Origin of the sequence: Okeania sp. (assembly GCF_035285525.1) — a bacterium.
Taxonomy (GTDB): Bacteria; Cyanobacteriota; Cyanobacteriia; order Cyanobacteriales; family Microcoleaceae; genus Trichodesmium.
On sequence record NZ_JAYKGW010000258.1, the window covers coordinates 22,418 to 36,095 of the forward strand.

General features: G+C 34.5%; 9 protein-coding genes and 1 pseudogene. 5 read left to right on the forward strand and 5 right to left on the reverse strand.

Annotation, left to right across the window (positions count from 1 at the left end):
* Window positions 1-312: 312 nt before the first annotated feature.
* Entirely contained in the window at window positions 313-1,308 is a 996-nt protein-coding gene (gene pheS, locus VKJ25_RS24275) for a phenylalanine--tRNA ligase subunit alpha (RefSeq protein WP_375340374.1), read from the reverse strand.
* Window positions 1,309-1,545: 237 nt separating this feature from the next.
* Between pheS and surE the strand changes: the two genes are divergently transcribed.
* Complete coding sequence (surE, locus tag VKJ25_RS24280; RefSeq protein ID WP_324239222.1) at window positions 1,546-2,349, forward strand: 5'/3'-nucleotidase SurE; 804 nt, start codon at window positions 1,546-1,548, stop codon at window positions 2,347-2,349.
* Between the two features lie 308 nt (window positions 2,350-2,657).
* Window positions 2,658-2,867, forward strand: coding sequence for a hypothetical protein (locus VKJ25_RS24285; protein ID WP_324239223.1), 210 nt, complete (start codon window positions 2,658-2,660; stop codon window positions 2,865-2,867).
* Window positions 2,868-3,327: 460 nt separating this feature from the next.
* On the opposite strand, the gene VKJ25_RS24290 is transcribed toward VKJ25_RS24285, so the two are convergent.
* Together VKJ25_RS24290 and VKJ25_RS24295 are read right to left on the reverse strand one after the other, a co-directional pair.
* On the reverse strand, window positions 3,328-5,019 hold the full coding sequence (locus VKJ25_RS24290) for an ArnT family glycosyltransferase (protein ID WP_324239224.1): 1,692 nt from the start codon (window positions 5,017-5,019) through the stop codon (window positions 3,328-3,330).
* 39 nt (window positions 5,020-5,058) lie between these two features.
* Window positions 5,059-5,211 (reverse strand): annotated as a pseudogene (locus VKJ25_RS24295) (IS630 family transposase); the annotation flags it as partial.
* A gap of 808 nt (window positions 5,212-6,019) precedes the next feature.
* Here VKJ25_RS24295 and VKJ25_RS24300 point away from each other — a divergent pair.
* From VKJ25_RS24300 to VKJ25_RS24310, 3 genes are all read left to right on the forward strand, one after another.
* On the forward strand, window positions 6,020-7,564 hold the full coding sequence (locus VKJ25_RS24300; protein WP_324239225.1) for a hypothetical protein: 1,545 nt from the start codon (window positions 6,020-6,022) through the stop codon (window positions 7,562-7,564).
* A 288-nt stretch (window positions 7,565-7,852) separates the two neighbouring features.
* Window positions 7,853-9,592, forward strand: coding sequence for an ATP-binding protein (locus VKJ25_RS24305; protein ID WP_324239226.1), 1,740 nt, complete (start codon window positions 7,853-7,855; stop codon window positions 9,590-9,592).
* A gap of 575 nt (window positions 9,593-10,167) precedes the next feature.
* Window positions 10,168-10,401 carry a 2Fe-2S iron-sulfur cluster-binding protein gene (locus tag VKJ25_RS24310; protein ID WP_324239227.1) on the forward strand — a complete coding sequence of 78 codons (234 nt, stop codon included), beginning with the start codon at window positions 10,168-10,170 and terminating at the stop codon, window positions 10,399-10,401.
* A 41-nt stretch (window positions 10,402-10,442) separates the two neighbouring features.
* On the opposite strand, the gene VKJ25_RS24315 is transcribed toward VKJ25_RS24310, so the two are convergent.
* Both VKJ25_RS24315 and zds read right to left on the reverse strand, forming a co-directional pair.
* Window positions 10,443-10,892, reverse strand: a complete 450-nt coding sequence (locus tag VKJ25_RS24315; protein WP_324239228.1) for an SRPBCC family protein — start codon at window positions 10,890-10,892, stop codon at window positions 10,443-10,445.
* Between the two features lie 834 nt (window positions 10,893-11,726).
* Entirely contained in the window at window positions 11,727-13,181 is a 1,455-nt protein-coding gene (gene zds / locus VKJ25_RS24320; RefSeq protein WP_324239229.1) for a 9,9'-di-cis-zeta-carotene desaturase, read from the reverse strand.
* Window positions 13,182-13,678 lie beyond the last annotated feature (497 nt).

Consider the following 13,678-nt stretch of genomic DNA (forward strand, 5'->3'; position numbering starts at 1 on the left):
GCCATTGGTAAGCATTCAACTCTTAGCTTTCAGCTATTAAAAATAAAACTTCTATTGAATAGATATAGAAGTAAATTTTAAAATTTTGTAGTAGTATTAAACTCTGGCTTAATAACATATAAACATTCAGCTATTAGCCGTCAGCTCTCAGCTTTTTAACGAATGAAGTAACTATTCGTTTAATTTATACTAACTTTTTAACCATAGAATTGAACCAGAAGAAAGACGAGCTTATTTCAAAGGTAATAAAGCTAATAGCTAATAGCTGACTGCTGAATCCTTACCTTTATTTCTTCAAATAAATAAGGCTAGTTAAAACTGCTGTAAAAAGCGTAAGTCACTAGCATAAACTCGCCGAATATCATCAATTTGGTGTAACACCATAGCAAATCTTTCTACTCCAAAACCTGCAGCAAAACCTGTATACTTTTCTGGATCATAACCCACAGCTTGCAAAACATTTGGGTCTACCATTCCACAACCTAATACTTCTAACCATTTGCCATTCCATTCTAAATCTACTTCTGCTGAAGGTTCGGTAAATGGAAAATAACTAGCACGGAAACGAATAGGTAAATCTCCAAACATTTGTCGCAGAAATTCTTTAATAGTTCCTTTCAGGTCAGAAAATCTTAACCCTTTATCTACTGCCAATAATTCAATTTGATGGAACACTGCTGCATGAGTTGCGTCTACTGTATCTCGACGATAAACACGACCAGGTGCAACAATTCGGATAGGTGGTTCATTTTTTTCCATGTAACGAATCTGGACTGAAGAAGTGTGAGTCCGCATTAAGTTTCCGTCTGGTAAGTAGAAAGTATCCTGCATATCTCTAGCAGGGTGGTCTGGTGGAGTATTTAGGGCTTCAAAGTTGTAATAGTCACTTTCCATTTCTGGACCAGTACAGGTTGTATACCCTAAACCAACGAAAATGTCAAGGGCACGATCTATCAAGCCATTTAGGGGATGAATTTTTCCTTGGGGACGGTGTACCCCTGGCATACTAACATCTAAGGTTTCAGCTTGAAGTTTAGCGACAATTTCTGCTGCTTGTAAATTACTACGTTTTTCGTCTAGGTTAGCTTGGATGGCTTGTTTAACTTCGTTGGCGATCGCTCCTACTTTTGGTCGTTCTTCAGGGCTAAGTTTACCCATTGCACCGAGTATTTTAGACACTTGACCTTTTTTGCCTAGATAATTAATCCGTAAATCTTCTAATTTTTCTAGGCTTTCTGCGATGGCGATCGCTTCTGTTGCTGTTTGGCGTAATTCTTGTAATTGGGTTTCTATATCACTTATCTGCATAATAATTGAATAATATTTACAATAATTTTATTTTTGGGCAAGTTTCAATGATAATTATTTATCATAAGAAACAGTAGAAGCCAAGCATTTTATAAATAAGAAAAGATAATCTCTGTCTTTTCCCAGCTGCCGGGAAACCCTCCCCAGAAACCCTCCCCAGAAACCCTCCCCAGAAACTCGGTTTCTAAGTGAGTGAAACCGGGTTTCTAAGTTCCCTGTTCCCTATTACCTAAAAAAATGAAAATATTGGTTAGTAACGACGATGGCATTTTTGCGGAAGGTATCCGGAGTTTAGCTAATAGTTTAGCTGCTGTAGGCCATGAAGTTGTTGTTGTTTGTCCTGACAAAGAACGTTCAGCTACAGGTCATGGTTTAACATTACATCAACCTATCCGGGCTGAAATTGTTAAATCAATTTTTGATGATAGTATAATAGCCTGGGCTTGTTCTGGTACTCCTGCTGACTGTGTAAAACTAGCTCTATTTGGCTTATTGGAAACTCAACCAGATTTAGTATTAGCGGGAATTAATCATGGCCCAAACTTAGGAACAGATATCTTATATTCTGGCACTGTCTCGGCAGCGATGGAAGGAGCTGTTCAAAATATTCCTGGCATTGCTTTTAGTCTTGGCAGTTACACCTCTAGAGAGTTTGAGTTTGCTGCTCGGTTTGCTCAAAGTTTAGTGCAGAAAATAGAAAGCCAACCTTTAGAAAATTTAATGCTACTAAATGTAAATATTCCAGCAGTTGAAGAACAGGAAATAGCAGGAGTAAAAATTACTCGTCAAGGCATTCGTCGATACATAGATGTATTTGAAAAACGGGTTGATCCCCGTGGCAAAACTTACTATTGGTTAGCTGGAGAAGTGCAGGAAGATGTAGAAGAAACTGACGATCAACTCTTAGCAGCAAATTTACCAACAGATGTTCAGGCAATACGGGAAAAATATATTACCATTACTCCTTTGCAATATAACCTAACTTGTGGTAGGCAATTGAGCTATCTGGAAAACTGGCAAATTGATAATTTTAGTGAATAGTTAATACTAATAGAATAGAAGGTAGAGTTAAACTATAAAGGATAGGCTATATATTTCCAGATCAAAAAACTTCAGCCATCTAACCAATAATAATTTTTGTTAATTGAAAAAAATTAAGTATGAGCGCTCCTACATCTAAGAGTAATTATGTAACCTGCCCAATTTGCAATCGTCATAGTATTGCACAATCCCTAGAAATATTCAATGGGCTATTTACCTGTCCATATTGTCATTCCCATTTGGTAATAAGTTGGAGCGGCCATTATGTCAAAGATCCCTTTACTCTTCAACAGTTAGGTATTGGACAAATGCTCAGAAAGCAAAGTAAACCTTTGGCTAGGTTGCGTCGTGACTTGACTAGACAATATTTACCAATAGTTGCAATGATTGGTAGTGTAATATTTTTTGGGGGAGCGATCGCTACTTTAAATATGTTTAATTTTAAGTTGGATATATTTTTTGGTGAAGTATTAGAGTGGGTGACAGAAAAAGACTTGTTGAAAAATGAGAGTAATTAAGTAGTTAGTGGTCGTATCAAGTCTGGCTATTGATAATTAATAATTAATAATTAATAATGAAAACTATCTCTCATTTACCATAGTTAGGATTTGATGCTAACTTTTCCAACCTAACCGTAAAAAAATTGTACTTTTTCCAGATTCCAGATATAAAAATGCTGAAACATTTATCTGTAAATAATTTTAGGTTTAATCAGTAAGCTCTAATTAGGGTGTGCTGAATAAGTATTTTAGTAAGGGGGAAAAGTCATCAGTCAGGAGTTAGGATAAATAAGAGTTGTAGAGTAAGTAGTTAGAAGAATATATCCTTAATTTTTCTGCCTCGCGTTACTCCAAAATACTCAGTTTTATAGCTATGTTAACCCAAAATTTGGTACTTTTTCACAACCTAAAAAGGCTAAAACTTTTGTCTGTAAATACTTTTAGGTTTAATCAGCAAGCCCTAATTATTAATTATTAATTATTGCTCCTTGTCTTTGTATTTTTTTGTCACTAATGCCCATCCTTGAACAGTATTCAAAACTTGAAAATTTTCAAGGGGAATATTATTTATATATAATGTTTCAACTAACAGATATGGTTGAGGTGTTTTTTGCCATTCCTCTTTAATTTTATCTGGTTTAATACGTTGAATTAAGCGATCGCTATAAAAATTTAAAGAGGGGCGGTTTCTATTATCAAAAGAATAAATAATCTGACCAGGTGGTGTATTTTTTTGAATCATTTCTGCGACTGGTTTGACTGGATAATCTTCTGCTAATTCCCATATCCAATGAGGAGAACTAACAAATATTAGTAGTGAAACATAAGTTCCCCAAATTAAGATTGGTAAAAATTTATGGTCTTGTTGGTTTAAGAGTAAAGTTGCTATTGTCATTGTTAAGGCAAGAGCGAGAGAGATTAACTGTAAATATAAATTAGGTTTGACTAAGTTTGATTCTCCATGCTGAAAAAAACCACTAAAGTAAAGACAAGCAACCCAAGCTAATAAAGATATTAGTGCAAATAATGCTACTATTAAACGATGATAAATAGTGGGAATATATTTGGTGTTTTTTTTATCTATAAAATGTCTATTAGTGGAAAACCAAAAGCAACCTAAATCTAATGGAAATTGATGCCAAATTTCTGTTAAATAAGTACCTACTGCTAAAGCAAAAACTGGATAAATAGGTAAGACATACCAGGGAAGTTTAGTATTCATTAATGAAATAGCTAATAAATAGATTCCACTCCAAACTAAGATTAATTTTCCCCAACTAAAATTACGATTTTTCCAACTTAAATATAATCCTGGCAACCAAAATAATTGCCACGGAAAACTATACTCAATAATTTCTAATAAATAATACCAAATAGGTCCATCGTGACTACCTACAGGTTGCCAAATACGTTTTAGAGATTGATGGAAAAGATTAGCATGAAAAAATTCAATTCCGTAATGAAAAAATTGAGCTGTGTACCATAGAAAAACTGGTAGCATACCAAGTAGAATACCATTCCAGAAATATTTACAAGTTAATAGTCTGGGAGTATCCCATAAAAGAAAGAAAAAAACAATTGTTCCTAAAAGTAATCCTAAAATAATTCCTTTACTGAGGGAAATTAAAGCTAAACTAATGCCAATAGCGAGAGAATAACGGAGATTATAACGCGAGCGTAATATAGACCAAATCATTAATAAAAAAAAACAAACTACGGCTCCATCTAACATTGCTAAACGTCCATGTCGCACTACGGGTAATAAAGTTAAATAAACTAAAGAGGTAAAAATTGCTGGAGTGCGTGGGCGAAATAATTCTCTACTAATACAGTAAATTAAGGGTACGGAAAATGCTGTTAATAAAGCAGGAAATAAACGGGCAGTTAATTCACTAACTCCGGCAATTTTATAGGCAAAAGCGATTAACCAATGTATTAATGGTGGTTTATTCAAATAGGGGGTATTGTTAATAGTAGGATAAAGCCAATTCCATTTTTCTCGACTAATTTCTCTAGCTACTTGGGCAACTATTCCTTCATCCCAGTCTCGTAAAGTTAATGTTCCTAAATTAGTGAAAAAAAGTAGCATTGCTGCTAATAGTAAACTTATGATTAGTAGTAAATCTATGTGGGAATTTAAGTTTTTCTTGGTTAATATTTTATTAAGCATCCTATTATATTAAAAAATCAAGCGTGTGCTAGAGCAATCCTAAATTGGTTGTGACAAAATTCCGTACTGAAAAAGTTTGGGAGAATCGAATATTTGACCATCTGCAAAAAACTTAAATAGTTACTTAACTACTTTAAAATAACTGCAAAGATGATATAATTTTCTAATTAAATTTTTGGCTGGTAACCAAATATAGCAATCAGTGCTTATGTTATGATAAATTAAGAAAGTAAAGAAAAAAAACTGAACCTCCCACCTGTTAACTTTTCCCTAAAAAGCAGTTATATTTTTGACACAAATAAAATGGGATTGATATATTTATTTGAGTTTAAGAAAAAAGCTTGATTAGTTGAGGTAAGTTAAATTTTACTATCAAAGCCGAGTTGAAAAGTTATATTGGCTTAAAGCCATTTTCAGGTTTAGATAAAGTTTGCTGTTTATGCAGCATTTCGTACCGAAGACTTGATAGCTAATAACTAAATGCTTTTAGAAAATGCTACTTTTTTTACATATAATCTTAGTAAGCAAAGTTTGCTATGATATCAAATATTGATATTATTTAGTAAGCTTTTAGTCGTCAGCTTTCAAATATAGCAATTATAAATAGGTTGTATGTTTTGTATTGTTATAAGAAAAGCTGAATGCTCAATGCTTATACAGCAAATTCCAGGTAAATGAAGTACATATACAGGACTTACGCTACTATATGTAGATTTAAAAAACTACCAGTGCAATAGTTTTAAGCACTATATCTAGGGTGGCTGCGTAAGTCCTGATATATTCAGAATTAAATGTTTCTAGTGTGGGTATCTTGCCCGCGAGGGGTATACCTCACCTCTAGTGGAATCTCTATAAGTTCATAAACAAAATTTTTTAAATATTCATTCTTTTCACTGATAACTGAAATGACTCCCTGTTATCCTTCCCCTGCACCCTCTTTCAACTAGGAAATTGATTTTATACAAATACTTATTATCTGTAGAATATAAGGGTAAATTTTATGGTAAGTTTCGGCAAAAAAATTAATCATTTATTTCGCGAAGCTCAAGATATTATTTTACAGGAATTACCACAACCTCTTGACCGAGTTGCTATTACTTTAATTATTAGTTTAATGGTGTTAACTTGCCTACTATTTGTAGGTGGAGGTAAGACTAATCCTAAAGTTATAGATTTTAGCTGGCAAGATAAAAATATAGGAGCTGAAGATACAGCTTTTATTCTCAATTTTAATCGACCGATGAATCATACTACGGTTGAGAAAAATTTAACAATTGAACCATCTTTACCAGGAAAAATAAGTTGGGCAGGTCGCAGAATGGCTTATACTATTTTAGAATCTGCTCCTTATGGTAATCAATATACTGTCAAATTATCTGGGGCAAAAGAGAGGTTTTATGGAGTAGATCAAGGGGAGGTAATGCAGCCTTTTCAAGGTTCATTTAAAAGTCGTGATCGCGCATTTGTTTATATAGGTTTTGAGGGTGAAGAAAAGGGTAGGTTAGTATTAATTAATTTGAGTAAGGAACAGTTACCAATATTACTCACACCTAAAAATTTAGAAGTAATAGATTTTAAGTTTTTTCCAGAGGGAAAAAAGATTTTATTTTCGGCAGTTGAAAAGTATGATGAAGTTCCAAGTCTTTTAGAACAAAAAATATATACTGTGACAACTGGGATTAATTCTGAATCTTTAGAAGAGGAATCAAAGTCTTCTGAAACTGTAGTTAAAATTGAAAAAATTCTAGATAATGTAGATTATCAAAACTTGAAGTTTGACCTATCTCCTGATGGAAAAGTAATTATAATTCAACGAATAAATCGACAAGATGTTTCCGATGGAGGTCCGTGGGTTTTGGAATTAGGAAAAGAGCCACGACCACTAACAAATAAGGAGGGAAAAATTCAAAAAGGTGGAGATTTTTTAATTACTCCAGATAGCAAGAGCTTAGCAATTCTACAGGGAGAAGGAACTTCTATTGTACCAATTAATCCGGAAACAGATGCAGGAGATTTAATATTTTTACCAAAGTTTGGCAGAGTATTGAGTTTTTCTCCAGATGCTTCTTTGGCAACAATGGTAAAATATAATCAAGATGGTACGCGAGCGCTATATATTGTGACTAATCAAGGTGATGAGGAAGAGGTATTACAGACTCCTGCTTTTGGTGATATTATTAGTGCAGAATTTAACCAGGCTAAAACTATTTTATATTGTTTATTAACTGAATTAGGAAATGATAGATCAGAATATCAAGAAAAATCTTATATTGCAGCAATTGATATTAAGAGAAAGTTTTTAAGACCGTTAATTATTTTGCCAAACCAACGGGAAGTTAATCTGGATTTATCACCAGATGGTTTAGTTTTATTATTCGACCAAATAGTAACAATTTCTAACCCAGAGGAAGAGGAAGAAAATAGAAAAATTAATCGTTTATGGATGTTACCTTTAGATTCAAAAATACCGGAAGATGATTCTCCTTGGAAATTACAACCAGAAGAATTAGGTTTAAATGGTTTTAATCCTCAGTGGACACCTTGATAATTAATAATTAATAATTAATAATGAAAACTAGGGTACATCTCAAGATTTGCCTAAATACTTTTTTCCTATTTCCTATTCCGTGAAAAAGAGACCAAACCCCTACGATGACTGATAACTGAAAAAGGACAGGTTTCACCATCTCCGTAGGGGCGGGTCTCATCAGTAAGCTAACGAGTCTTCACGTTAAGCTAGCCAGACCCGCCCCCTTGGGTTTGAAGACCATACGATAAGTGATAACTTTTCCCCACTCCCTACTCCCTAAATCAGAATAATCAAGTAATTTATATGGATTTTGAACGACCATTAGGCTCAGTAATTCAAGGTTCCCTCAGTCAAGGATTAGAAGTACGACTCCATCCAGATATATTAGTGGAAGATATGCGCGTTGGTAAATTTTTAGTCGTACAAGGAGTACGCACTCATTTTTTCTGCATGTTAACTGATGTTTTATTAGGAACATCTAGCGAACGAATAATGATTAACCCCCCCCTTCCCACAGATGATTTTTTGCAATCTGTTTTAGCTGGAGGTAGCACCTACGGAACTATCGAACTTGCTCCCATGTTAATGTTAGTTATTGCTCCAGAAACATCATCAGCTTCTTTCAATTTTGACCAAAATAATGACAATCAAAAACAATTAAAATCAATCGAAAATTTAGCATCTTTTGAAGCTCAAAGCAGTGCTGAAATTCAATTAATGCCAGTCAAAACTATTCCTAGTCATTTTTCCCAAGTTTATGAAGCAAGTGTCAAAGATTTTAGTCTAGTTTTTGGTAGAGAAGACGACCCGACTCGCCGGAATTTTGCTGTGGGTAAACCTATTGATATGGATGTACCTGTTTGTTTAGATTTAGATAGATTTGTAGAGCGGAGTAATGGCATTTTTGGTAAGTCGGGAACTGGTAAATCTTTTCTGACTCGTCTCCTTTTATCTGGCATTATTCGGAAGGGTGCTGCGGTAAATTTAATTTTTGATATGCACTCTGAATATGGTTGGGAAGCTATGGCGGAAGGGAAACAAGTTAGTACGGTAAAAGGTTTACGACAATTATTTCCGGATCGAGTAGAACTTTGGACTCTTGACCCAGAATCTACTAAACGTAGAGGTGTTCGAGATGCACGAGAACTGTATCTTAGCTATAATCAAATTGAGGTTGAGGATATTGGGTTGGTGCAACGGGAGTTGAATTTATCTGAGGCAAGTATTGATAGTGCAAATATTCTTAGAAGTGAATTTGGTAAGTCTTGGATTACTCAATTATTGGCAATGACTAATGAAGATATTCAGATATTTTGTGATGAAAAAAGAGGTCATAAAGGTTCGATTATGTCGTTGCAAAGAAAACTTTTACGGCTGGATAATTTGAAATATATGCAGACTAAAAATACTAATAATTATATAGGAGAAATTTTAGAATCTTTAGATGCAGGAAAACACGTTATTATTGAATTTGGTTCCCAGTCAAATATGCTTTCTTATATGTTAGCTGCTAATATGATTACTCGCAGAATTCATAATAGTTATGTGCGGAAAGCAGATAAATTTTTAAGTTCTAAAAATCCTAGCGATCGCCCTCAACAATTAGTTATAACTATTGAGGAAGCTCACCGTTTTTTAGACCCTGCTATTGTACGTTCAACTATTTTTGGTACTATCGCTAGAGAGATGCGGAAATATTTTGTAACTTTATTAGTAGTAGACCAACGACCTTCGGGAATAGATGCGGAAGTTATGTCTCAGATTGGTACAAGAGTTACTGCTTTGTTAAATGATGATAAAGATATTGATTCTATTTTTACGGGAGTTTCTGGGGGTCATAGTTTGCGGTCTGTTTTGGCAAAGTTAGATTCTAAACAACAAGCTTTAGTATTAGGTCATGCGGTACCGATGCCTGTAGTTATTCAAACCCGTGCTTATGACCAGACTTTTTATCAGGAAATAGGAGATACGGATTGGCGGTATGTTTCTGATAATGAACTTTTTGAAGCAGCTCAGGTAGCTTTGGATGATATTGGGTTTTAGTTGAAAAGTTTACGATAATTCTGTTTCAAAAAGGTCATTTCGGTTATTATATTAATAGCTCGTAGCTGTTGTTAAATTATTAGAAAGGAAAATTGAAAGATTACCTTAATTAGGGTTTGCTGAAAAAGTCTTTTAGTGGAGGGGAGGAGCCAGAATCCAGCAATCCTGCAATCCAGGAGGAATGGAAATCAGAGAAGAAGTAGCCAGAAGAATCTTCCCTTAATTTTTTACCCCTAGCTTTGCTCAAAATCGTAGATTTTTAAGCTGGAATCACCTAAAAGCTGGTAGTTTCTTAGTATCTATAAATACTGAAAGCAATGCCCATAAACACTTTGATAAATAATTCAGCAAGCCCTAATTAATAACCAGATTTGTGAGAAAATAATGGTTGAAATAATAGAATTAACTCTGGAAATCTGCTATTTCAATGTAATCAGCAAGTTCCAGATATATGAAGTACAGATATTCATAATTAAGTGTCTCTAGGGTATCTCGCCCGCGACAGGTGTAACTCACCAAAAAGAATCCTCTATAACTTTCTAATTTATTGATTTTTAACTTGAGCAAACTAACAGATGAAAATAATTTTTTTGCCAGATAATATTACTGTTGATGCAGAAGTAGGAGAACCACTTTTAGAAGTAGCTGAACGTGCTGGAATTATAATTCCAACAGGTTGTTTAATGGGTTCTTGTCATGCTTGTGAAGTAGAAATTGATGACGGTCAAACTATTTGTGCTTGTATCACAGCAGTTCCTCCTGAAAGAAAAGAAATGACTATCAATCTTGCTGGAGATATAGATTGGTAAATTACCAGAAAAAATTATGTTTTGGGAAATAATTAATTTGCTTATTTTTCCTTTTTTTCTAACGCAATAACATAATCACGAAATCTTTCCAAATCTGCCATTAAAGTAGATTCTACTACCCTGCCCAAAAATAAATTATCCATTATTTTAATTAACCACCCAGGAACTTTGTAAGCTACAGTTAACCTTACAATACTACTACCATGACGGTCATAAAAACGGATTGCTCCTCGATTAGGTAATCCATCCACAGATTCCCACTGAATAATTTGATGAGTAACTATTCTATTAATCTTAGAAAGCCAACTAAACTCAATATTGCCAGTAGCTAATTTCCATCTAGATAAGTCTGGATTATCTTCAAGAATTTTAACAGATTCTATCCACTTCATCCATTGTGGCATTTCTTCTAAATCAGACCAAAGATTCCATACTAAATCTATGGGGGCAGCTACTTCTATTTGTACACTATGTTCTAGCCAATCAGACATTTCAGTTATCAGTTATCAGTTATTAGTTATCAGCTTTTTCAGTTATCAGTTATCAGCTTTTTCAGCTATAAGTTATCAGTTTAGTTAAGATTTGAACAGAAATATTGGTCTTACTATTCTTTCGATTACTTTCTCTAATAACCCCCCTTTATTCCTAACTTTTAACTAGAGCTTGCTGAATAAATTTTAATGTCTTTACAGATCAAGGTTATAGCTTTTTTAGACATCGAAAAGTACCAGCTTTTAGATGGTAAGGGTATGGTAGGATTCCCGAGAAATCAGTGAAAAATCAAAAAGTTAGTGTTTTAGGGTGAGGCGAGTCATAAAAATCAAGAAACAATTATTCCTGCCTTTTTCTCTATCTTCTCACCCTTCCCACACTCTGCTTTTTTCAGCAAACCATAACTACTTCATTTATTAGACATTAATAGTTATTAATTATTAACTATACAATACAAAGTTATTCTAAAAAATAATTTGCTTATTTGACTAAAAATCTTACTAGAAAAAATTTACAGCTATTAAAGTTCTCAAGAGAAAGTGTTTGATTTTTAGAACGTTGCCAAAAGCTTTAGCTAGTAATACTTATAGTCATTTAATTTAAGATTGAAACATTTTTTCGTCTGAAATACTTTTCTAGCAAAAAAACACTTATCTCATTTTGATCGCAGTTTTCATTAACATAGAATACAGAGATTTCTGGTTGAAAGACAGAAGGCATAATTTTTGTAGTCTACCCTTGTGAAAACCGCTATGAGTTGAATAAATGTACTTCAAGAACTTTGCACTGTCTAGTTATTAAATTATTAATTATTAATTGTTAATTATTAATTGTTAACTATTCCCTAAAATATTTTCAACATTTGCCAAAATTATCTTAGCAGCTTGCTTTCCAGAAATAGTTGCCCCTTCCATACTGTCAATATAATCCTGTTGAGTATAACTACCCGCCAGAAAAAAGTTAGGTACTGGTGTCTGCTGATTCGGACGATATGGATCCATACCAGGAGCTTCCCGATATAAAGACTGAGCTAACTTCACCACACTATACCAAGTCATATTTAATTCCCGTGAAGAAGGAAATAACTCATGGACTTGCTTTAATACATGGTGAGCGATCGCTTCATTATTTTCCTTAATAAAAGGATCGCCAGGCGTCAATACCAACTGCAATAAAGAACCTTCTCCTTTTCGGTAATAATCTGCCGGACTTGTTAATGCCAAATCCGCAAAACAAGAAAAGTCAGCATCTGGAGTATAAAGCAAATTATCAATACCAACAGCACGCTCTAACTGTTGACGTTGGTTTTTGTCATGTAGCTCTGTCACCCAACCATCAAATCTTAACTGTACCGTAGCAACTGGCACCGCATCCAATTTATAAATATTGTCAAACTCCGGCCATTTTCGCCAAGCTTCTGGTAGAATGCGCTGAATACCTGGTACATCACAGGCAAAAACATAAGCATCAGCAGTAATAGTTTCTGCGGTATCCCCATTAGCGACAACTATTCCACTGACACGAGTTTCTCCATCATTCTCAGAAAATTGAATTTCCCGAACTTGTCGTCTGGTAAAAATTTTAGTACCCCGTTTCTCCAAATAATCAACAATAGGTTTGTGGAGATATTCATAAGGAGAACCTTCCAACATTCGCAACACAGATGCTTCAGTTTTAACAGCAAATAATTGGAATATTGTCAACATACATCGAGCAGAAATATTATCCGCATCAATAAACCCTAGAGCATAAGCAATAGGATTCCACATTCTCTTAATACTACCATCAGACCCACCTTGCCCACGGAACCAATCTCCAAAACTAACCTTATCCAAATCTCGAATAGTTTTCATTGCCCCATCAAAATCTACCAATCCTCTAACTATCGGACTCGTACCCAAGGCAATGGCATTTTGTAATTTATCTTGCACAGATAACTGAGATGTGGTAAAGAAAGCCTTTAATCCATTAAAAGGCGCTCCCGTGAGAAAACGAAAATCCAAAGAACCCGTATTGCCCCCTTTATTAATAAAGTTGTGAGTATGTTCCTTCAGACGGAGATTTTGAATAGCTCCTACTTTTCTCATTAACTCAAAAAGTTGGTAGTAACAGCCAAAGAAAACGTGCAAACCCATTTCCACATGGTTTCCATCTCCATCTACCCAACTACCTACCTTCCCTCCCACAAAAGGCCGAGATTCAAATATTTCCACTTGATGTCCAGCATCGGCCAATTCTACAGCAGTGGCCATTCCTGCTAATCCTGCACCTGCGATCGCAACTCGCATTTTTTAGTTCCTTCCTTAGTTTTTTTTACAATTTTTAACAATTTTAGCAATAGTAAGCTATTGTGGGGTTCTAAAAAGTAATTTGCTTTGAAAAAATAATAGAACTCTAGGCATCTTGCCCGCGATGAGTTTAACTAACTAAACTAGCATCTGCTGTATCTGTATCAAGAATTAAGGATTTTTTTCGGTTTAAACACTATAATCTATTGTGCAATAGTTTTTGAACTCTAGATATAGTGCCTCTAGGTAATTCTTGTTCAAATCAATGACACAAATTATGGAGAATACTTTTGTTGGGTTGAGGGACGAAACCCAACCTACATATATAAATACTCAGTTATCTATTTTTCCTTCCTCCCTACTCCCTACTCCCTACTCCCTACTTCGTACTCCCTACTTCGTACTCCCTACTTCGTACTCCCTACTTCGTACTCCCTACTTCGTACTCCCTACTTCGTACTCCCTACTTCGTACTCCCTACTTCGTACTCCCTACTT